The organism is Bacillus sp. MMSF_3353, assembly GCF_030733445.1.
Taxonomy (GTDB): Bacteria; Bacillota; Bacilli; order Bacillales; family Bacillaceae_G; genus Bacillus_A; species Bacillus_A wiedmannii.
Genome location: NZ_JASHJA010000001.1, coordinates 943,394 through 964,192, shown reverse-complemented (window position 1 = coordinate 964,192; position 20,799 = coordinate 943,394). Strand labels below are relative to the sequence as shown.

22 protein-coding genes and 1 pseudogene are annotated in these 20,799 nt (G+C 34.7%); 7 read left to right on the top strand and 16 right to left on the bottom strand.

Annotated elements, in window-relative coordinates; translation table 11 throughout:
- Nucleotides 1-30: 30 nt before the first annotated feature.
- Both RBB48_RS05155 and gabP read right to left on the bottom strand, forming a co-directional pair.
- Nucleotides 31-369, bottom strand: coding sequence for a hypothetical protein (locus RBB48_RS05155; protein ID WP_113732328.1), 339 nt, complete (start codon nt 367-369; stop codon nt 31-33).
- A 133-nt stretch (nt 370-502) separates the two neighbouring features.
- The gene (gene gabP / locus RBB48_RS05150) at nt 503-1,897 is read right to left on the bottom strand and encodes a GABA permease (RefSeq protein ID WP_106382635.1); all 1,395 of its coding nucleotides are present in this window, start codon (nt 1,895-1,897) and stop codon (nt 503-505) included.
- A gap of 421 nt (nt 1,898-2,318) precedes the next feature.
- Here gabP and RBB48_RS05145 point away from each other — a divergent pair, with 421 nt between their 5' ends.
- The gene (locus tag RBB48_RS05145) at nt 2,319-3,401 is read left to right on the top strand and encodes a chitinase (RefSeq protein WP_060487497.1); all 1,083 of its coding nucleotides are present in this window, start codon (nt 2,319-2,321) and stop codon (nt 3,399-3,401) included.
- Between the two features lie 52 nt (nt 3,402-3,453).
- On the opposite strand, the pseudogene RBB48_RS31615 reads toward RBB48_RS05145, so the two are convergent.
- Both RBB48_RS31615 and RBB48_RS05140 read right to left on the bottom strand, forming a co-directional pair.
- Nucleotides 3,454-3,533 (bottom strand): annotated as a pseudogene (locus RBB48_RS31615) (N-acyl-L-amino acid amidohydrolase); the annotation flags it as partial.
- 168 nt (nt 3,534-3,701) lie between these two features.
- Nucleotides 3,702-4,595: a metallophosphoesterase gene (locus tag RBB48_RS05140; protein WP_088064245.1), complete on the bottom strand. Its 894-nt coding sequence runs from the start codon at nt 4,593-4,595 to the stop codon at nt 3,702-3,704.
- A 196-nt stretch (nt 4,596-4,791) separates the two neighbouring features.
- Between RBB48_RS05140 and RBB48_RS05135 the strand changes: the two genes are divergently transcribed.
- Together RBB48_RS05135 and RBB48_RS05130 are read left to right on the top strand one after the other, a co-directional pair.
- Nucleotides 4,792-5,607 (top strand): formate/nitrite transporter family protein, encoded by an 816-nt coding sequence (locus tag RBB48_RS05135; RefSeq protein WP_088122935.1) that lies wholly within the window; start codon nt 4,792-4,794, stop codon nt 5,605-5,607.
- A 141-nt stretch (nt 5,608-5,748) separates the two neighbouring features.
- On the top strand, nt 5,749-6,021 hold the full coding sequence (locus RBB48_RS05130) for an HU family DNA-binding protein (protein ID WP_001043902.1): 273 nt from the start codon (nt 5,749-5,751) through the stop codon (nt 6,019-6,021).
- Between the two features lie 20 nt (nt 6,022-6,041).
- On the opposite strand, the gene RBB48_RS05125 is transcribed toward RBB48_RS05130, so the two are convergent.
- From RBB48_RS05125 to RBB48_RS05075, 11 genes are all read right to left on the bottom strand, one after another.
- Nucleotides 6,042-6,521 carry a GNAT family N-acetyltransferase gene (locus RBB48_RS05125; protein WP_088609493.1) on the bottom strand — a complete coding sequence of 160 codons (480 nt, stop codon included), beginning with the start codon at nt 6,519-6,521 and terminating at the stop codon, nt 6,042-6,044.
- Nucleotides 6,522-6,682: 161 nt separating this feature from the next.
- A complete protein-coding gene (locus RBB48_RS05120) occupies nt 6,683-9,103 on the bottom strand; it encodes a heavy metal translocating P-type ATPase (protein ID WP_088122937.1) in 2,421 nt (806 codons plus the stop codon).
- 95 nt (nt 9,104-9,198) lie between these two features.
- Complete coding sequence (gene copZ / locus RBB48_RS05115; protein WP_002014669.1) at nt 9,199-9,405, bottom strand: copper chaperone CopZ; 207 nt, start codon at nt 9,403-9,405, stop codon at nt 9,199-9,201.
- 202 nt (nt 9,406-9,607) lie between these two features.
- Nucleotides 9,608-9,910: a metal-sensing transcriptional repressor gene (locus RBB48_RS05110; RefSeq protein WP_000349636.1), complete on the bottom strand. Its 303-nt coding sequence runs from the start codon at nt 9,908-9,910 to the stop codon at nt 9,608-9,610.
- Nucleotides 9,911-10,203: 293 nt separating this feature from the next.
- The gene (locus tag RBB48_RS05105; protein ID WP_000849106.1) at nt 10,204-10,431 is read right to left on the bottom strand and encodes a hypothetical protein; all 228 of its coding nucleotides are present in this window, start codon (nt 10,429-10,431) and stop codon (nt 10,204-10,206) included.
- 276 nt (nt 10,432-10,707) lie between these two features.
- A complete protein-coding gene (locus tag RBB48_RS05100) occupies nt 10,708-11,526 on the bottom strand; it encodes an alpha/beta hydrolase (protein WP_097908465.1) in 819 nt (272 codons plus the stop codon).
- Nucleotides 11,527-11,543: 17 nt separating this feature from the next.
- Entirely contained in the window at nt 11,544-12,365 is an 822-nt protein-coding gene (locus RBB48_RS05095; protein WP_046956533.1) for an ABC transporter ATP-binding protein, read from the bottom strand.
- Nucleotides 12,366-12,379: 14 nt separating this feature from the next.
- On the bottom strand, nt 12,380-13,402 hold the full coding sequence (locus RBB48_RS05090; protein ID WP_087984997.1) for a FecCD family ABC transporter permease: 1,023 nt from the start codon (nt 13,400-13,402) through the stop codon (nt 12,380-12,382).
- Complete coding sequence (locus tag RBB48_RS05085) at nt 13,395-14,402, bottom strand: FecCD family ABC transporter permease (RefSeq protein WP_088122939.1); 1,008 nt, start codon at nt 14,400-14,402, stop codon at nt 13,395-13,397. Before RBB48_RS05085 ends, RBB48_RS05090 begins: the two co-directional genes overlap by 8 nt.
- A 27-nt stretch (nt 14,403-14,429) precedes the next feature.
- Complete coding sequence (locus tag RBB48_RS05080) at nt 14,430-15,395, bottom strand: iron-hydroxamate ABC transporter substrate-binding protein (RefSeq protein ID WP_060487502.1); 966 nt, start codon at nt 15,393-15,395, stop codon at nt 14,430-14,432.
- Between the two features lie 298 nt (nt 15,396-15,693).
- Nucleotides 15,694-16,452, bottom strand: coding sequence for an exodeoxyribonuclease III (locus RBB48_RS05075; protein WP_097908467.1), 759 nt, complete (start codon nt 16,450-16,452; stop codon nt 15,694-15,696).
- 154 nt (nt 16,453-16,606) lie between these two features.
- Between RBB48_RS05075 and RBB48_RS05070 the strand changes: the two genes are divergently transcribed.
- From RBB48_RS05070 to RBB48_RS05060, 3 genes are read left to right on the top strand one after another with little or no spacing between them, the layout of a single operon-like run.
- Nucleotides 16,607-17,179 carry a bifunctional transcriptional activator/DNA repair enzyme AdaA gene (locus RBB48_RS05070; protein WP_060487504.1) on the top strand — a complete coding sequence of 191 codons (573 nt, stop codon included), beginning with the start codon at nt 16,607-16,609 and terminating at the stop codon, nt 17,177-17,179.
- A gap of 4 nt (nt 17,180-17,183) precedes the next feature.
- Nucleotides 17,184-17,714, top strand: coding sequence for a methylated-DNA--[protein]-cysteine S-methyltransferase (locus RBB48_RS05065; protein ID WP_149213102.1), 531 nt, complete (start codon nt 17,184-17,186; stop codon nt 17,712-17,714).
- Entirely contained in the window at nt 17,711-18,622 is a 912-nt protein-coding gene (locus RBB48_RS05060) for a DNA-3-methyladenine glycosylase family protein (RefSeq protein ID WP_087985002.1), read from the top strand. Before RBB48_RS05065 ends, RBB48_RS05060 begins: the two co-directional genes overlap by 4 nt.
- A gap of 36 nt (nt 18,623-18,658) precedes the next feature.
- Here RBB48_RS05060 and pepT read toward each other — a convergent pair whose 3' ends face one another.
- Nucleotides 18,659-19,891 (bottom strand): peptidase T, encoded by a 1,233-nt coding sequence (gene pepT / locus RBB48_RS05055; RefSeq protein ID WP_097889694.1) that lies wholly within the window; start codon nt 19,889-19,891, stop codon nt 18,659-18,661.
- Between the two features lie 193 nt (nt 19,892-20,084).
- Here pepT and RBB48_RS05050 point away from each other — a divergent pair, with 193 nt between their 5' ends.
- The gene (locus RBB48_RS05050) at nt 20,085-20,723 is read left to right on the top strand and encodes a YczE/YyaS/YitT family protein (RefSeq protein WP_306007441.1); all 639 of its coding nucleotides are present in this window, start codon (nt 20,085-20,087) and stop codon (nt 20,721-20,723) included.
- Nucleotides 20,724-20,799 lie beyond the last annotated feature (76 nt).

Here is a 20,799-nt window from a genome sequence, read left to right as displayed (position 1 = left end):
CCACATATAAATCTCCCCCTTGTATTTAGCTTAAAAAGCAGTCGCTATATTACAAGTTGAATGGCACTCTTCATCGTCACTTTCCTTTTTCTTTACAATTGCTGTTATAAATCGAATCATAAAGAAAATCACAAAAGGAAACTGTTCGTAATTTACCTTGGCATAGTTTGGCAACGGCTCGCGCTGCACATCGAACGGAGATGAGAAGGAATAGAACATACCTTGCTCTTCCATATATACAATTACAATTTTCATACAAAACATTATTCCTAGAAATGAAACAATATCTTGCCATTCTGTCGTATATAACAAGTTATACAGCTCTAGTACGTACTCTTCCATCGTCATCCCCCCTTCCTTTTTTACCATTTTGCTCGCCTTCATATAAAAAGTCAAGAAAAAAGTTTATATTCACTATGACAATAGTAATTACTTGTTTCTATGATTATATATGATTCTTTTATAGCAATGATTGGGTGTAACTCTCTTCTAAAACAAGAAATTAGAATCGAACAGATTCCTCATTCTTGCTTTTAGGATTCAACAATGTACTATTTTTATTTCTATTAAAAATAAAATAAGAAATTATTATAAGAACAGTAACAAGCATTGTTAAAAGCGCTTGTGAACGTAAAGATTCAATTGCGAGCATGGCAACTAAAACTGCTATAATCGCAGTAATTGTAACATATGTTACATATGGAAAAAGCCACATTTTGACTTTCAAATTTTGTTGTTCCGCTTTCCCCATTTTTTTACGTATCTTGAAATGTGAAACTGCTATAACGAGATAAACGAGTAACGCAATCCCGCCAGATGCATTCACTAAAAATAAAAATACTTTATCTGGAGATATGTAACTAAAAACAACTCCAATGTAAGCAAAGAAAGTTCCAAATAAAACCGCCCGAACTGGAACACCACTACTATTCAATTTCAAAAATGTCTTTGGCGCGTCTCCTCTTTCTGCCATTGAAAAAAGCATTCTTGAGTTCGTATATAAACCCGAATTTAAACAAGAAAGTACAGCTGTTAAAACGATAAAGTTCATAATTTGTGCTGCCGCTGGTATCCCTATATGTTCCAGCACCGCCACAAACGGGCTTTTTAGTATGTTCGCTGAATTCCACGGAAGGAGTGTAACAACTACAGCAATCGATCCAATGAAAAATACGAGAATACGCCAAATTACACTATTTGTTGCTGTTTTTACTGCTTTTACAGGTTCGGCAGACTCTCCAGCGGCTACTGCGACAATCTCTGATCCCATAAATGAAAATATAACGACGGTAATTCCAAGTAGCACCGAACTTATACCATTTGGCATAAATCCTCCTTGCCCTACTAAATTCGAAGTGCCAGGTGCTTCCGTTCCTGGTACAAATCCTAAAATAACAGCGAGTCCAAGACAAAGGAACAAAACGATACTTATTACTTTAATAAATGAAAACCAATATTCAAACTCTCCAAATGATTTCACCGAAAAAACATTCGTCAATGTTAATAAAATCGTTAATATTAAGCTCAATAACCAGAGCGGGATTTCTGGAATCCAATATTGAATAATACCAGCACCTGCTGTAGCTTCTATCGCAATAACAATTACCCAGAAAAACCAATATAGCCACCCAATTGTATAACCCGCCCATGGACCAATTGCTTCTCTTGCATATGTTGCAAATGAACCACTTGTCGGGTTAATAGCTGCCATTTCCCCTAGCATTCTCATAACGAAAATGACTAGAAGTCCTGCTAATGCATATGAAACGATAGAACCTGGCCCTGCTGAATGCACAACCGCACCGCTTCCAACAAACAAACCAGCTCCTATTACGCCACCAATGGAAATCATTGTAATGTGGCGTATTTTGAGGTCTTTCTTAAGATTTTTATCCAACTCTTGTACATCCCCTTCCAAACTTAATTTTGAAATTTACCCCGTATTAACGGACAGTAAGACCCCCACCTCAAAATTCAGCGGAAGCAAAGAAGTTAGGTGGGAATCTACTGCCCGTAAAAGCCCGATTGGTGAGGGCTGATAATCAGCGGGGGATGAACAAAGCCCCACTGATTAAAGTTTCACTTTATGTAAGAGTATTATGCGAAAAATCTTGTCCTATACTTTAAAATATATCAAAATATTCTGAATTTAACAATCATAATTCGACCTCCTCCAAAAATTATTACATTAGGTTTAATAATTTTCCATACACAATTGTTGAGAAAATTATAGTCACCTTACAAAAGTTCAAATTTTCAGATATTATGAAATAAACAAGATTATACATCTAGACAACTTTTTGTATAGGAGTGTTGATATGTTAAACAAGTTCAAATTTATTTGTTGTACTTTAGTAATTTTCTTACTGCTACCGCTAGCTCCCTTCCAAGCACAAGCTGCAAACAATTTAGGATCCAAATTACTCGTTGGATACTGGCATAACTTCGATAACGGTACTGGTATTATTAAATTAAGGGACGTTTCACCAAAATGGGATGTAATCAATGTATCTTTCGGTGAAACTGGTGGTGATCGTTCCACTGTTGAATTTTCTCCTGTGTATGGTACAGATGCAGAGTTTAAATCAGATATTTCTTATTTAAAAAGTAAAGGTAAGAAAATAGTTCTTTCAATAGGTGGACAAAATGGGGTCGTTTTACTTCCTGACAATGCGGCTAAGCAACGTTTTATTAATTCCCTACAATCTCTGATCGATAAATACGGTTTTGATGGAATAGATATTGACCTTGAATCAGGTATTTACTTAAACGGAAATGACACTAATTTTAAAAACCCAACTACTCCTCAAATCGTAAATCTTATCTCAGCTATTCGAACAATCTCAGATCATTACGGTCCAGATTTTCTATTAAGCATGGCTCCTGAAACAGCTTATGTTCAAGGTGGTTATAGCGCATACGGAAGCATCTGGGGTGCTTATTTACCGATTATTTACGGAGTAAAAGACAAACTAACATACATTCACGTTCAACACTACAACGCTGGTAGCGGGATTGGAATGGATGGTAATAACTACAATCAAGGCACTGCAGACTACGAAGTCGCTATGGCAGATATGCTCTTACATGGTTTTCCTGTAGGTGGTAATGCAACTAACATTTTCCCAGCTCTTCGTTCGGATCAAGTCATGATTGGACTTCCTGCAGCACCAGCGGCCGCTCCAAGTGGCGGATATATTTCTCCAACTGAAATGAAAAAAGCTTTAGATTATATCATTAAAGGAATTCCTTTCGGAGGAAAGTATAAACTTTCAAATCAGAGTGGCTACCCTGCATTCCGGGGCCTAATGTCTTGGTCTATTAATTGGGATGCAAAAAACAACTTTGAATTCTCTAATAACTATAGAACATATTTTGATGCTATTCCCTTGCAAAAATAATAAAAAACAACAATAGGTTACATAACCTATTGTTGTTTTTTATTTATGTAAATTACTTTTTCACTTCTACATGATGAAAAGATTCTTTTCCATCTCTACATAACTATTTACAATACTTAAAAGTAATTTGCCACGAAACCATTTCGTTATATAAACTTTCCAATTCTTTATGCCATGTTTCTACCATAGAAATTCCCCTTTCCTTTTTAACACTTTAAATAAAAATCACATAACATTCTGTATTTACCCAATAAAAAAAGAGAACTTTCTCTGAAAGTCCTGTTACTACTCTAAAATAGTCTAGTTGCTATTTTGCTTTAACACAAATACTGAAAGTTCAGGTACACTCCAAAATCTAACAGGCATTCGGGTTGTCCCAATACCACGATTTACGTATAAATGTAACGGCTTATTCTTCCCTTCTAATTCATACATACCTTCAACATGACTCTCAGCTAATTTTGTAGTAATTAATGGACCTATAAAAGGAATTTGAACTTGTCCCCCGTGACTATGTCCTGACATTTGAAAATCAACTGGGTAACGAGCTACTTTGTCTACAACATCCGGCTCATGTACTAAGAGCATATTAAAATCTTGTTGCCTTACTTGTTTTAAAGTCGCGTCTATTTGCGGCTTCCCTAATAAAAAATCATCCAAACCTGATATTGTAATATATTTGCCATTTTCCGCATTAATTTTATGCACTTCATTTACTAACACAGAGAAACCAGCTTCCTCCATATACTTTTTATAAAATAAACTACCTCCCCCGCCCCTATCATGATTCCCAAACACTGCATATTTCCCTAAGGGCGCATGTATTTTCTGCAAAATGCTTTGCGCTTCTTCTCTTTCTGCCTTATACGATCCAAACTTATCTATTAAATCCCCTGTAAAAACTACTATATCTGGATGTAACGTATTCATCTTCTCTACCAAATTTTCTAGTTGTTTCAATGTAAATTCTGGCCCTAAATGCACATCTGAGAATTGTAATATCTTTTTGTTATTAAACTCTTTAGGAATTGTAGAAGCTTCTATTTCATTCCACGTAACTGTTACTAGTTTTCGTTCTATTTCTGTCGCATAGAAATACAAACTTATTGAAATCATTACTATACTTATGAAACTGATTATACATATCTTGACGATTGATTTTTTTTGTTCTTTTTTTACATGATTCGTATTCATATTCTCACCTCTAGAAGTACTTTAAAGCCTTATTGTTACATTAATGTGACAACATGAACAATGTTAGCTATATCCAATTCTATCCTCATTCACTTTGACAAATTTATACAGAAGTCATAACATATTTTTATAATACATAGATTCTTAAAAATGTTCCTTCTATTCATTCTATCATTTTATTAAGGAGAGATTATTCATGTCTGTATTTACACCAGAAGAAATTACGGAACTTGCTGCGAATTCCGGAAGAAAAAAAGCTCATTTATCATTACTCCCTATGCTAATTCTCGGTTTTTTTGGTGGTGCTTTCATAGCATTAGGGTATTTACTCGATATTCATGTTATTGGAACAATGCCAAAGTCTTGGGGATCATTTACTAGTTTTCTAGGTGCCGCTGTATTCCCTATCGGTCTTATACTCGTTATTCTTGCAGGCGGTGAGTTAGTAACTGGCAATATGATGACCGTTTCAATGGCGTGGCTTCACAAAAAAATCGAATTATTTCACTTCATTCGAAATTTAGTTATTGTTACGTTTAGCAACTTCATAGGTGCTGTATTCGTTGCTTATTTTTTCGGTCATATCGTCGGATTAACAGAGGGAGCTTTTTTAGCGAAAACAGTTTCTATTGCGCAAGCTAAACTACAAGATACACCACTACAAGCCTTCATTTCTGCAATCGGATGTAATTGGCTCGTTTGTTTAGCTGTTTGGCTCAGTATGGGAAGTAAAGAATTTATCGGGAAGATTATCGGTATTTGGTTCCCAGTTATGACTTTTGTTGCGATTGGATTTCAACACGTTGTAGCCAATATGTTTGTCATCCCAGCTGCAATTTTTGCCGGTCATTTAACTTGGATTGAATATTTTCCAAACTTCATTTTTGTTTTCTTCGGAAACTTAGTAGGAGGTATGTTATTTGTAGCATTACCTTATTTCATATCCTATAATAAGAAACTCCCTTCCAATAAAGAGCAAACTGCATTAAAGAAAAAATCTGTATCCGCTTAAATTGAAAGTCTATACAGTGGCTCTAAAAAATATTACAAATTTCATTTTTTTTACGAATATATGTGCGTACACTTGTTCTCGAATGTTTTATACGTTATAATAACAACTTAAATAGCATTATTTACATATGAGGTGAAAAACATGAACAAAACAGAATTAATTAAAAACGTAGCACAAAATGCTGAGATTTCTCAAAAAGAAGCTACTGTAGTTTTACAAACTGTAGTAGAATCAATCACTAACACTTTAGCTGCTGGTGAAAAAGTACAACTTATCGGATTCGGTACATTCGAAGTACGCGAAAGAGCTGCTCGTACAGGCCGTAACCCACAAACTGGTGAAGAAATGCAAATCGCAGCTTCTAAAGTACCTGCTTTCAAAGCTGGTAAAGAACTAAAAGAAGCTGTAAAATAATGAAAAAATAGCCTTCTCGTTTATGAGAGGGCTATTTTTTTCATTACATAATTAGTAAAAATCTGACCATTATGCTGTTTCTTTTGTTCCTTTATGCAAATAAAACCTTTACTTTCAAAGAAAGGTTTTGCTGTAATACTCGCTTCTGTATATATATCCCCATGCCCCAAGTTTACTGCTTCTTTTTCTAACTTCTGTAGTATGTATGAAGCTATCCTTTTCCCTTGATAATCTTTATGTGTAAATAAACGATCTACGTAATGATCATCATTATAATCGCCAAATCCCACTATCACACTGTTATGATCCGCTACATAACTAATATTCTTCTCTAAAGAATTTAACCAATTTTCTCTATCTAGTCGCTCTGGTGCCCATGCCTGTAGCTGTAATACATTATAATCTTTTGCATTAATTGTATGAACTGTTTCATAGAACAACTGTAATACTTGTTCTAAATCCTCTTTATGGAATGTTCTAATGATCATATCTTTTAACATATATGAACCTCCTTACTAAACTATCATTTAACTTTTCTACCATCTAGTATTCAATATTTCTGCTTTATTATATCTTTTTTCTTTCTATATAAACAAAAAACAATACTTATTTCAAAGTATTGTTTTTCGTTTAAAAGCATATGCAATTACTCTCTAGATTTTTATTTTTTTAATTTCACTCTTTGCAGTCGTAATGCATTTAATACAACGGATACAGAACTAAATGCCATAGCCGCTCCTGCAACCCAAGGTGCTAAGAAACCGAACGCCGCAATCGGGATTCCTAATCCGTTATAAGCTAGTGCCCAGAATAAATTTTGCTTAATATTTCTTATCGTCATCTTACTCATAAAGATTGCATCAGCAATACTATTTAAATCCCCACGGATTAACGTAATATCTGCCGCTTCCATCGCTACATCCGTTCCTGTTCCAATTGCCATACCGATATCCGCCGTAGCAAGAGCAGGAGCATCATTTATTCCATCTCCAACCATTGCTACTTTCTTACCTTGTGCTTGGAGTTTTTTCACTTCTTCTGCTTTTCCTTCTGGTAATACTTCTGCAATTACGTGATCAATACCAACTTGCTTAGCGATCGCCTGAGCAGTTTGTGTGTTATCTCCTGTAATCATAACAACGTCTAGACCCATTTTCTTAAGTCTTGCGATAGCTGCTTTTGAAGTATCTTTTACAGTATCTGCAACGGCCACTATACCAGCATATTCTTTATTGATCGCAATAAGCATTGCTGTTTTTCCTTCTCGTTCTAGCTCTTCCATCGATTTAGCAACTTCTTCAATATCAATATCGAATTTCTTCATTAATCGACGTGTACCAATTAATAATTGTTTCCCTTCTACAACTGATTCGATACCGAATCCTGGAATCGCTTCAAACGTTTCTGAACTTGGGATATCAATTTTCTTTTCTTTAATTCCTTCTACAATCGCTTCTGCAAGTGGATGTTCAGAATTTTTTTCTGCCGCAGCGACTAAACGTAGTATTTCTTCTTCATGGAATCCATCTACTACAATTACATCTGTTAAAACAGGCTTTCCGTTTGTCACAGTACCTGTTTTATCTAGAATAACTGTATCTAATCGGTGCGTTGCTTCTAAATGCTCTCCACCTTTAAATAAAATACCATACTCAGCTGATCTTCCTGATCCAGCCATAATAGATGTAGGTGTCGCAAGACCTAATGCACATGGACAAGCGATAACAAGTACGGCTATCATTTTCTCAAGTGCTCCGCCAAAATCACCAGGTGTAACAAATAGCATCCACACTGCAAATGTGATAATAGCAATCACAACTACAACGGGTACGAAAATACCTGAAATTTGATCAGCTACTCTTTGAATAGGAGCTTTTGACCCTTGCGCCTCTTCTACTACTTTAATAATTTGAGCTAATGCAGTATCTCTTCCTACCTTAGTTGCTTTCACTTTTAAAAATCCATTTTTATTCATTGTAGAACCGATTACTACATCCCCAATTGTTTTATCAACTGGAATACTCTCACCTGTTAACATCGATTCATCTATTGCTGACTTTCCTTCTACAATTTCTCCATCTACCGGGATTTTTTCACCAGGTTTTACATAAACGATATCACCAGCTACTACTTCTTCGATTAAAATTTTCATTTCTGTTCCGTCTCGTAGAACAGTAGCGGTTTTCGCCTGTAATCCCATTAATTTTTTAATTGCTTCTGACGAGCGTCCCTTTGCCTTTGCTTCAAATAATTTACCTAAAATAATTAATGTAATAAGTACTGCACTCGTTTCAAAATACAAGTCTGTCATATGTTCCGAAGAACCAATCGACCTAATACTTAAATACACACTGTAAAAATACGCTGCCGACGTTCCAAGTGCCACGAGAACATCCATATTGGCACTTTTATTTCGTAACGCTTTATAAGCTCCAACATAAAACTGCCCACCAATGATAAACTGAACTGGAGTTGCAAGAGCTAGCTGCACCCAAGGGTTCATAAGCATATCAGGTAAATAAATAAACGATGTAAATGAGAAATGACTTACCATTGCCCACAGTAACGGGAATGATAAAATAAATGAAATGATAAATTTCTTCTTTTGTCGCTCAATTTCTTGTAAGCGATGATCAGTTGATCCATCTTGCTCATCTGATTTCACTTCCAATTTATATCCTAATTTCGTAATTGCACTCTTCATTTCATTTACATTAATTTCATCAGGGTTAAAATCTACTGTAGCTGATTCCAAAGCGAAATTTACTGTCGCTCCGTTCACACCTTCTAACTTATTTAAACGCTTTTCTACTCTATTCGCACATGCTGCGCATGTCATCCCTGAAACAGTAAACTCAGCTTTATCACTTACAATTCCATATCCTAACGATTCAACTTTTTCCTTAAACTGTTGCGGATTTGTTTTTTGGGGATCATACATTATTTTTGTTTTTTCAAGTGCAAAATTTACATTTGCATCATGAACACCTTCTACTTTTTTCAGACCTTTTTCAATTCTATTCGCACATGCCGCACATGTCATTCCTGATATTTGAAGATTAGCCTCTTTCTGTTCATTCATGTCTCTCACCTCTATATACCCTCATAAGGTATAATTATTAACAAAATAAATCGTACTTCCTATAAAGTACGATTTATTTCCATATCTAAAAATAATTATTGAACATCGTATCCTTGATCTTCAATTACAGCAACGATATCTTTTAGTGTTACAGCAGACGAGTCGATAGTAACTTCAACAGTTCCTTCTGCTAATTGAACCTTCACTTGTTCAACACCGTTTAGTTCTTTCACACTGCTTTCAATAGAATTTACACAATGTCCACAAGACATACCTTCAACTTTTAATGTTAACTGTTCCATTTAAAATCCTCCTCTTGTTTCTTCATTGTTTGTTAATCACAATTACATCTTACCATACCCCCCTAAGGTAATCAATGGTTTTGTATCATGATTTTTCAATTATTTTCTAAAAGTTTATTTTACATACACTTTTTCACATCAATACCCCGAAATCTTATATGAAGGTAAACAAAAAACAAGCCAGTTACATACTAGCTTGTTTTTACGCTTTTGAAAAACGTTCAAATACAGTCATTAATTCTTCAATTGCTTCGTCACCATTGCCATCTTTAATAGCACCTGAAACACAATGACTTGTATGGTTTTTTAATACACCCATTCCTACTTTTTTCATCGCTGCATTAATCGCTGAAATTTGCACTAAAATATCCACGCAATAACGATCATTTTCAATCATATTTTGAATACCGCGGACCTGTCCTTCAATTCTCTTTAATCTATTTATAATCTGCTCTTTTTCTTTTTCTGATCTATGTGTTACCGCTTCATGCTCTTTATGATCCATAATTATCACCTTCTTAAAGTTTCTCTTCATCCAATAAAACAATTGCTTTTACGAGTATACCAATTATAGCATTAATTATCTACGTATGATACCCCATATGAGTATATTTCCGCTCTATGCTTATTCTTAACAACTTATTAGCTTCTCAGACTCAATTATTATGATACCCTTGCCTTTTTTTCAAAAAACAATAATAAGCAGGGATTATCCATCCCCGCTTATTATTCATCCACAAATATAAAAGTCTCAATTTTCACACGTGTAAATTGAGACTTTTTTCTTCCTATATATAATTATTGCTGATCACATACTTTTGTATCATTCACTACTGAAGTTCCTTCAACGGTTACCGTATGAAAACAATCATTTACACGAACTGTCACGACATTATCTTGCCGATCAATAACGTGATATTCATTAAAATTTTTATTCAGAGCACTGCGAATTTGTTCTCCTTCATAAATTGGAATGCCATGTGATAAAACCCAAATAAGCCCAGCGATAGCAAGAATAGTTTTCATACGATCTACCTCCTTGAGAATATAGTGAACTTTTAATCCATGCTGTTTCAGCTCTTCTAATCATGAATGGAATGAATCAAGCCTTTTTGGAAATAAGTTCATTTCGTCTATTTTATGTTTATGCTAATTGTGACCGAATTGTGACAACTTTTTGTCTCTTTAGACGAAAAGTTGAAACAAAACGTTCAAAAAAGACAATTCTACTTGCACAAACAAAAGGCTATGGAAAATTTACCATAGCCTTTTGTTTGCATTTTATTAGATATTCATTTCAATTTATACGTAACTAATAAACCTTAACCCTTTACTTAAAGAAGTCGGCACAACAGATGCGTGATTCTCCCCTTCAGCTTCATAAAACGTAAATCGAAACTGATCGTGTTCTACTCGGAGAAGGCGCTCTGATAATTCATTTGCCCCTATAACCATATGCTCCCGTTCTAGTGACCCAACTGTAAGGAACACTCCCGTTTGAAACTTGGCACTGTTTAATTCATTTATAAGATTCGCTTCTTTTTCAAGCACAGATTGATTATTCCACCAGATTGATGGACTACTAATAAAATAATTTTGAAAGGCATTTACGTTTGTAAATAATATATGTAAAGCAAATAAGCCACCTAACGAATGCCCAAATAATGTTTGCTTTCCTTTATCAATCTTATAATTATTTTCAATTTGAGGTTTCAGTTCTTCTTCCATAAAAGTAAAGAAGTTATGTGCTCCTCCTGTTTTAGGCCACGGTTTGCCATCTGGTTTTAAAGGCGCATCTTTTGAAATTACACTTGGCGTAAAATCATAACATCTTTCTTCTCCTGAAAATGCCTCTTCAATTGGATAACCAATACCTATTATAATGGCTGGTGAAACACCTGTTTTTTCCGCTCTAACTGATTGTATTTTAACCGCTTCATGGAATGTTTGAAAAAAGGCATTGCCATCTAATACGTATATAACAGGATATCCTGACTCTGGTGCTGGCCGCCTCGGCTTTGAAATATGAATTTGATATTCCTTACAGTCTAATTTTGAATACAGTTTCCACTGTTCTGTATTAGATGTAATAATCTGCTGTTTTTCAATAGTAGTATTCATCTTATATTCCCTCCTTCTTAACTCGTTACATATATCTCTACTTTCTCTTCTTGAAGTGCAACGCTATCGTATCCAAAACAAACAGGAGACCCATTATACGGATCAATCATGACACGCGCATCAATATGAAATACTTCTTTTAACACTTCATTTGTAATGATTTCTTCTGGGCTACCAGTTGTAACGATTTCCCCTTCCTTCATCGCAATAATTTCATCTGAAAACCTTGCTGCATGGTTAATATCATGTAGTACCATAACAACCGTACAATTATGTTCTTTATTTAACTTCTCCACAATTTGTAATACATCTAATTGATGAGACATATCGAGATATGTAGTTGGTTCATCTAGTAGTAACACTTCTGTCTCTTGTGCTAAAGCCATCGCTAGCCATACCTTTTGTCTTTGACCGCCTGATAAATTTGCAATTTGTCTCGTTCGAAATTCAGAAGTTTTCGTTATATCTAATGCCCAATCAATCATCTCTTTATCTTTTGAAGTTAACTTATTTACATTATTTCGATGTGGATAGCGTCCATAGGAAATTAATTCTTCCACTTTAAGTTCTCCTGGTGCAATTGGAGTTTGCGGGAGTAAAGCTAACTGCTTCGCAATTTCTTTTGTTGGAATCGTATTTAAATCCTGTCCTTGCAAATATACTTTACCGCTCTTTTGCTTTAAAATTCTTCCCATTGTTTTTAACAGTGTTGATTTCCCGCACCCGTTTGGCCCTATAATTGTCGTTACTTTTCCTTCTTGTATTTCCACATTTAAATCGCGAAACACTGTAAGCTTTTCATAACTCGTTTCTAAATTTTTTGCACTTAAAATACTCACTTTTATTCCTCCTCTTACGCTTTCGCCTTATAAAGTAAATATAAGAAATACGGTACACCGACAATAGAAATAACGATTCCAACAGGTAACTCTACAGGGGTGAAAACTGTTTTTGCAATAAAGTCTGAAGCTATTACAAGGAACATTCCGATTACTCCGCACGTAGGAATGATATGCTTATGCTGAATACCGACAAGCCTTTTTGCTATATGCGGTGCCATTAATCCAATGAAACCAATACTTCCTGAAACTGCAACACATGCACTTACAAGTCCGATACTACTTAATAGTAAAATAGATTTCTCTCTTTCTACTGAAACACCTAAACTTGTAATACTCGTTTCTTCCAATTGAAATAAATCTAATAAATAAGCTTTCTTTTGTATAAGCGGAATTAATATGATAAGCCACGGCAACATAGCAATAATATACTTCCAGTTTGCACTATATATACTTCCTGACACCCAAACTGCAGCCATCTCGAAATCAGTTGACTTCATTTTGAGGGATAAGTACATAGAAAATGCTCCAAATCCTGACCCAATCGCAATCCCTGTTAATAAAAGACGTTGGGAGTCTAGCTTACCGTTTTTCCATGAAAACAGATAAATGATGATAGCTGCACCTAATCCGCCGACTAAACCAAACATTGGCATCATCATAATAGACATCCAGTCTGTGCTCTTTAATTGCCCTTGAAAGAAAAACATAAAAATAACGATTGCTGTGCCGGCCCCAGCATTCACTCCTAAAATTCCCGGGTCTGCCAATCCATTTCTCGTAATCCCTTGAATAACAGCACCTGCAACGCCTAGGCCTAATCCTACTAGCCCAGCAATTACGATACGAGGAAGACGAAACTCAAAAATAACTAAATCATGGTCTGGTACTGGATCTATTCTAAAGAGTGTTTTAAATACATCTGTAATCGTAATATCAAACGTACCATTCGTTAAACTAATATAAATAGCACATAGTATTAAAAATACACTAATCCCCATCGTCATTCCGAAACGTTGACTTGAACTTTTAAGCATGTCTCTCTCCTCCTCTTGTACGAATTAAATAAAGGAAGAAAGGAATTCCAATTAAGGAGGTAACGACCCCAATAGGTGTTTCAAATGGATAGTTTACAAATCTACTTAAAACATCACATAACGCTAAGAAAACTCCACCAATAACGCCTGCACATGGCAAAATCCACTTATAATCTACCCCAATTATAAAGCGAGTAATGTGCGGAATAATTAAACCTACAAAACCAACTTTTCCTACTAAAGCAACTGCTGTTCCTGTTAAAAAGATAACTGATAAAATTGCCATCGCTTTAACTAGTTTTGTACGCTGCCCTAGATTAATAGAAACTTCTTCTCCTAAAGAAAGAATGGTAATAGATTTTGATATTAACAACGCTAAAATTATTCCAATTATCCCAAACGGTATCGTGATTTTAATGATATTAGGATCCACTTGGTCTAACTTTGCATTAAACCAAAAACTAACATTTTGAGAGATTTGGAAATATGATGCCATCGCGGCCGATACACTACTTAAAAATGTTCCAATAACTGTTCCGATAATCGCTAACCTAACTGGTGATAAGCCATTTTGAAGGAGCGAGCCAAAACCAAACACGATACCGGCTCCTAGTGCAGAACCAATCATTGAACATAAAACCATACCAATTGATGACATTCCCGGAAGAAAAATCATACAAAGTGTAATAACAAAGGCTGCCCCATCCGTCACACCCATAATAGAAGGGGATGCAAGATAGTTTCTTGTCATCCCCTGCATAAGTGCTCCTGATATGGCTAGAAATGCTCCAACTAAAAGAGCTGCAACTACCCTTGGTAAACGTGAAGTAATAATAATATTATGATTTACATCGCTTGAATCAAAATGAAATAATGCGTTCCACACTATTTCAGCATCAATACTCTTCGCCCCATACAAAATAGAAAATATAACTGTAAATAAGATGAGTATGGGTGCTATACATAATATAGTCACTGGTACTGCATTTGTTTTCTGCATATCATTCAACGCACCTTACTTATTGTATTATTTAGATAAATTTTTCACTGCTTCTTTTAAGAATGCTGTTTTACTCCAAGCAGTACCACCTTGTGCCATTGGGTCTACAACGTTTACAAATACTTTCTTTTCCTTCGCAGCATTCATACTTTGCCAAATTGGATTACTTTCAATTTCTTCTAGCACTTTCGGATTTTTATTTTCAGTTGTCTCATATTGTAAGAAAATATAATCCGGATTAAGTTCAGCAAGTTTTTCAAATGAAATTTTCTCTTGTGCTTTTACAGTTTTCAATTGTTCTGGAGCAGTTAATCCAAGATCTTTATAAATGACAGGGTTGAAGTATACTCCTTCTGGATATAGGAATAATTCGTTTGCTCTTAGTCTAATGACAAGTACTTTTTTGTCTTTTAACTTATCTCCTAGTTTTGCTTTTGCCTTTTCAGCGTCTGAATTGTAATCTTTAATAATTTTTTCTGCTTTATCTTTTTTACCAGTTAATTCTCCCATTAACTTTAAGTTATCTTCCCAATTTGTTGAAACGTGTGATACCGGGAATGTAGGAGCTACTTTCGTAAACTTTTCAGCTGTTTCTGCTGGGAATTTCGTACTTGATGTAATAACGTCTGGCTTTAATTGTAGTAATGTTTCAAAATTTGGTTGCATTTTCTCGCCAACAGATTTCGCACCCTCTAAATCTTTCTCAAGATACTTCGGTAATTTACCACCAACAGTAATGGCACCTACTGGCTTAATACCAAGTACCGCTGCATCTTCCATTGACTCTAAACTAGCTGTCGCAATTTTATCTACTTTTGCTGGTACTGTATATTCTTTACCTAAATATGTAATTTTTCTTTTTTCGTCTTTTTTCGTTTCCGTAGCTTTTGTCTGTTGCTTTTGTTCTCCTGAAGTTTTATCCGTACTATTGCATGCTGCTAGTCCTACACTTAAAACTGTAACCATCCCTAAAGTAAATAACTTCTTGTTCATCTTTATATAACTCCTCTCGAATTCTCAAACTATATTCTCAATAAAATTTAACTATATGAAACTTGTCTCACATATATATTTCATTAGATTAATAATTCTATCCAGAACTCATTCTCGTTCACTTCCCCTAAACTATAATTCTTTTACACCTCATCTATTGATAACACTTTTCATTGATAATGATTATCGTTACTAAGTATATATTTAATATGCAATTATTTCAAGAAAGATTTGAAAAATTTTAACAAACTGAATAAAAAAGAAGTATCCGCCTAATCTTAGGAAGATACTTCTTTTTTTAGAAATTTATATGTAATTCAACTGGGCAATGGTCTGATCCCATCACTTCACTATTAATTTTCGCCTCTGTTATTTTGTCTTTCATTCTTTCCGAAACAACAAAATAATCTAAACGCCATCCAATATTTTTTGCTCTCGCTCCCATACGATACGACCACCACGAATATGCACCTTCCTGATCAGGATACAGATAACGATACGTATCAATAAATCCTTCTTCTAAAATACATGTGAATTTCTCTCGTTCCTCATCAGAGAATCCAGGGTTTTTACGATTACTTTTTGGATTTTTTAAATCGATTTCTTTATGAGCAACGTTTAAATCACCGCAAAAAACAACGGGCTTTTTTTCATCTAATTGCTTAATATAAGCCCTGAAATCATCTTCCCATTTCATTCTGTAATCTAATCGTTCTAATCCTCGTTTTGAGTTTGGTGTATATAACGTTATCATGTAAAAATCTTCGAATTCTAAAGTAATAACTCGTCCTTCTTGATCATGCTCTTCAATTCCTAAACCGTATGTTACAGATAGCGGTTCTTTTTTCGAAAAAATAGCCGTTCCTGAATAACCTTTTTTCACAGCATAATTCCAGTATGTATAATATCCCTCTTGATTCAAATCAATTTGCCCATCTTGTAATTTAATCTCTTGTAAACAAAATATATCAGCATTTGATTCCTCAAGATATTCTAAAAATCCACCTTTTGCGATAACTGCTCGCAAACCATTTACATTCCACGAAATTAACTTCACCTATAGTCCTCCTCTTGATGTTCACTTTCAAATTTCATGCTATCACAAAATAGAAAAACAATCATATTTTCACCTTTGTAATCTTGCTCTTACATTTGTGAATACATACATACGCACTTTATTCAGGTTATACTAATTTCAGAGGTGATGTTCTTTGCACAATGAAGGGATTACGTTAACAAATGAGCATTGGCAAGCAATTATTCATAATGATTCTTCCTATGATAGTAAATTCTTTTATGCTGTGAAATCAACCGGAATCTTTTGCCGACCGTCATGCAAATCAAGAATACCGAATAGAAACAATGTACGAATTTTTCATCATGCAGAGCAAGCATTAAGCGAAAAATTCCGCCCTTGCAAACGTTGTAAACCAAATGGGCTCACTTTACCTAATGAAGAGTGGGTAGAACAAATTAAAGATTATATCAAAAAGCACTTTGACGAATTATTAACTCTCAACATACTTGCTGAAATATGTCATGGTAGCCCATTTCATTTGCAACGCACTTTCAAAAAAGTAACAGGAATAAGTCCAATAGAATATATACAGCAGTTTAGGATTGTTAAAGCGGCAGAACACCTTTTACACACAAATCAATCCATTAAAGAAATTAGTACTGCTGTCGGGATAGAAAACCCAGAGTATTTCGCAACTTTATTTAAAAAGAAAACCGGATTCACTCCTACTGAATATCGAAAAAAGAACGAAATGAAAGAAGGATAAAATAATGAATTCCTCCAAAAATAAATTTATATATTGGACGCTACTTACACATGAAAATTGGCAGTTTCATATTGCTGCAACTGAAAATGGACTATGCTTCATTGGATCACAAGATGAAAAATTTGAAGAACTAAATATATGGGCTAGAAAGAAATTGCCACAACATATATTGGCATGTAATCCAGATTACCTACAATCATATACGAAAGAAGTTATCGAGTATTTAGAAAGGAAACGAGAAACTTTTACATTCCCTATCGATGCTTACGGAACTGATTTTCAATTATCTGTTTGGAATACGGTACGTGAAATTCCTTATGGGGAGACATATTCTTATTCAGAAATTGCCGAAAGAATGCAAAAACCTACTGCTGTGCGTGCCGTTGCTACTGCTATTGCTGCCAACCCTCTTCTCATTACAATTCCTTGCCATCGTGTTATTGGAAAGAATGGTAAACTAACCGGTTTTAGAGGTGGATTAGAAATGAAGAAAGTGTTGCTTACATTAGAAAAGTCTCCGGTAGAATGCATATGACAGCAAAATATACTAGCACATTAACTTTAGCAGTTCCAACAGAATTTAGTTTCCAAGAAAATTTACGCTATCTATCACGTTCTAACAATGAATGTATGTTCCACATTGAAGATAACAAAATTTATAAAGTTATCCCTGTTCAGGATGTACATCCTTTAGTTGAAATTAGTATGAACTCGGATGATAATATTCAAATACGTTTTTTAGAAGAATCATATACGTCTGAAGAATCGATATGCGAAGCTGTAGCTCACTATGTAAAAGAGTGGTTTGATTTAACTACTGATTTAGCTCCCTTTTATACATTAGCTAAACATGATGTACTCCTTCAAGGACCAATTGAACAATATTATGGGCTTCGTACTTTAGGTATTCCAGACTTATTTGAAGCACTTTCCTGGGGAATTATCGGTCAGCAAATTAATCTCACATATGCTTATACACTAAAAAGAAGATTAGTCGAACACTTTGGAAATTATGTAGAATGGAACGATAGTAAACATTGGATATTCCCTTCTCCTGAAACGATTGCCAATTTACATGTAGAGGATCTCAAAAACTTAAAAATGACGACTAGAAAATGCGAATATGTAATAGGTATTGCAAAGCTTATTACAGAAGGAAAATTATCAAAAGAATCTTTACTGCAAATACAAGATGTGCAACAAGCTGAAAAACAATTAACTGCTATACATGGTATAGGACCGTGGACTGCCAACTATGTTTTAATGCGCTGCTTACGATTTCCTTCCGCTTTTCCCATTGACGATGTTGGCTTGCACAATGCAATTAAATATATAACAGGTTCTGAAAGTAAACCGACTAAACAGGAAATAAAAGATTTTGCGGCAAATTGGACCAACTGGGAGTCTTACGCAACTTTTTATTTGTGGCGAGTATTATACTAAAAAACCAAGTAGCGCATCCGCACTACTTGGTTTTTTTTAAGCTTGTTCTTCGAAGCGTCTTGCGATTTCCACAATAACTTGAACAGCTTTTTCCATCGTATCCACCGAAACATATTCAAATTTACCGTGATAGTTTTCACCACCTGTGAAAATATTCGGCGTTGGTAATCCCATATACGATAATTGTGATCCATCTGTTCCACCACGAATCGGGTGAATGTTTGGTTCGATATTTAAACTTTTCATCGCTTCATATGCAATATCAACAATTTCTCTCACTGGTTCGATTTTTTCAAGCATGTTATAGTATTGATCATTCATTTCTAAAACGACTGCATTTTGTCCATACTTCTCTTGCATTTGCTTCACAATATTTTCAACGTTATGTTTACGCGCCTCAAAATTTTCACGATCAAAATCTCGAATAATATAATACGCTTTACTTTGCTCAACATCACCATTTAATGAAAGTAAATGATAGAATCCTTCATAGCCTTCTGTATATTCTGGTGCCTCTTCTACTGGTAAGTGCCCATTAAACTCCATAGCAAGTTTAGTTGCATTACGCATTTTATTTTTCGCTGTTCCGGGATGTGTATTCGTTCCGTTAAACGTTAACTTAGCACCTGCAGCATTAAAGCTTTCATACTCTAAACCACCTAATGGACCTCCATCCATCGTATAAGCACATGATGCACCAAATGCTTCTACATCGAAATGCGCTGGCCCACGACCAATTTCTTCATCCGGCGTAAATGCTACTCTTATTTTCCCATGTTTAATTTGCGGATTATGTATTAAATAGTTCATTGCAACCATAATTTCAGTTAGACCAGCTTTATCATCTGCTCCTAGAAGTGTCGTACCATCCGTTGTAATAATCGTATGTCCTTTATATGATGGTAATTCTGGAAACTGTTCTGGCGTTAACACAACATTTAGCTCTTCATTTAACGTAATTGCATTGCCATCAAAATTTTCATGAATTTGTGGTTTTACGTTTTTCCCTGTAAAGTCTGTTGCCGTATCTAAATGTGCTAAAAAGCCGATTACTGGAACATCCTTATTCGTATTAGCAGGAAGTGTTGCCATTACATACCCATTATCATCCATTGTTACTTCTGTTAAGCCAATCTCTTTTAACTCTTCCACTAATAACTTACCAAACTCAATTTGTCCAGATGTTGTTGGTACTGTATGACTTTCTTCATTCGATTGTGTATCAATCTTTACATATCTCGTAAATCTTTCAATAAGTTCTTGTTGCAAACTCATTCACTCCCTTTTATGTTTCTCTCTCTATTATAATCCTTAAAACGAAATATTTTAACTTTTTTGACTGCGAATATATATTTCATTTGTATTTTAGCAATTTTAAATAACAACTAAAAAGTCTTAATATTTGTACATTAAAAATCTTACATGTAATATACATAATTATAAAATATAGGAGGTATTAAAGATGAGACTAACTCTCTTTCGCCATTTTCTTTTTTTCTTAGGGTTAATTTTTTTTGGCCTTGGAAATGCTCTTGCAGTCAAAGTGAAATTTCTCGGTTTACATCCTTGGGAAGTTTTAAATATGGCTCTCTACCAAAGATTTGGATGGACCATTGGTACGTGGAGTGTCATATGTGGATTATGTCTCGTTCTCATTTCTTTATTAGTAGATCGAAAATATATAAATGTGGGCACATTTTTAAATGCACTACTTATCGGTCCCATTATGGACTTTTTCTTACAATCAAACATTCTTCCAAACGCTAGTGATTATTTATGGATAAACTTACTCATTTTATTTGCTGGGATTGCAATTACAGGTATTGGGGGAGGGATGTATGTTGCGGCTGGGATTGGTGCTGGCCCTCGAGATGGATTCATGCTTACTATTTCCGACAAAACAGGGCTATCTATTAGCCGTGCTAGAATCATAGTAGAATGTGTTGTACTAGTTATTGGATTTATGCTAGGAGGTCCTGTTTTCATCGTAACTTTTCTTTACACCTTTATTCAAAGTCCAATCTTTCAGCAATCATTTAAGATGTTTCAAACCCTCTTACATACTTTACATAACAAAGAGAAAGTTAATGAACATATTTAAACTACAAATTAATACAAAGTATTCACCCTATTTACGATTCTCACCGCAAATAGGGTGTTTCTTTTTTCATCTCACA

What these genes read in the sequence shown, in the direction of transcription:
- RBB48_RS05155 (WP_113732328.1), bottom strand. Translation starts at nt 369, where the DNA reads ATGGTAAAAAAGGAAGGGGGGATGACGATGGAAGAGTACGTACTAGAG.
- RBB48_RS05145 (WP_060487497.1), top strand. Translation starts at nt 2,319, where the DNA reads ATGTTAAACAAGTTCAAATTTATTTGTTGTACTTTAGTAATTTTCTTA.
- RBB48_RS05140 (WP_088064245.1), bottom strand. Translation starts at nt 4,595, where the DNA reads ATGAATACGAATCATGTAAAAAAAGAACAAAAAAAATCAATCGTCAAG.
- RBB48_RS05135 (WP_088122935.1), top strand. Translation starts at nt 4,792, where the DNA reads ATGTCTGTATTTACACCAGAAGAAATTACGGAACTTGCTGCGAATTCC.
- RBB48_RS05130 (WP_001043902.1), top strand. Translation starts at nt 5,749, where the DNA reads ATGAACAAAACAGAATTAATTAAAAACGTAGCACAAAATGCTGAGATT.
- RBB48_RS05125 (WP_088609493.1), bottom strand. Translation starts at nt 6,521, where the DNA reads ATGTTAAAAGATATGATCATTAGAACATTCCATAAAGAGGATTTAGAA.
- RBB48_RS05120 (WP_088122937.1), bottom strand. Translation starts at nt 9,103, where the DNA reads ATGAATGAACAGAAAGAGGCTAATCTTCAAATATCAGGAATGACATGT.
- copZ (WP_002014669.1), bottom strand. Translation starts at nt 9,405, where the DNA reads ATGGAACAGTTAACATTAAAAGTTGAAGGTATGTCTTGTGGACATTGT.
- RBB48_RS05110 (WP_000349636.1), bottom strand. Translation starts at nt 9,910, where the DNA reads ATGGATCATAAAGAGCATGAAGCGGTAACACATAGATCAGAAAAAGAA.
- RBB48_RS05105 (WP_000849106.1), bottom strand. Translation starts at nt 10,431, where the DNA reads ATGAAAACTATTCTTGCTATCGCTGGGCTTATTTGGGTTTTATCACAT.
- RBB48_RS05100 (WP_097908465.1), bottom strand. Translation starts at nt 11,526, where the DNA reads ATGAATACTACTATTGAAAAACAGCAGATTATTACATCTAATACAGAA.
- RBB48_RS05090 (WP_087984997.1), bottom strand. Translation starts at nt 13,402, where the DNA reads ATGCTTAAAAGTTCAAGTCAACGTTTCGGAATGACGATGGGGATTAGT.
- RBB48_RS05085 (WP_088122939.1), bottom strand. Translation starts at nt 14,402, where the DNA reads ATGCAGAAAACAAATGCAGTACCAGTGACTATATTATGTATAGCACCC.
- RBB48_RS05080 (WP_060487502.1), bottom strand. Translation starts at nt 15,395, where the DNA reads ATGAACAAGAAGTTATTTACTTTAGGGATGGTTACAGTTTTAAGTGTA.
- RBB48_RS05065 (WP_149213102.1), top strand. Translation starts at nt 17,184, where the DNA reads ATGAATTCCTCCAAAAATAAATTTATATATTGGACGCTACTTACACAT.
- RBB48_RS05060 (WP_087985002.1), top strand. Translation starts at nt 17,711, where the DNA reads ATGACAGCAAAATATACTAGCACATTAACTTTAGCAGTTCCAACAGAA.
- RBB48_RS05050 (WP_306007441.1), top strand. Translation starts at nt 20,085, where the DNA reads ATGAGACTAACTCTCTTTCGCCATTTTCTTTTTTTCTTAGGGTTAATT.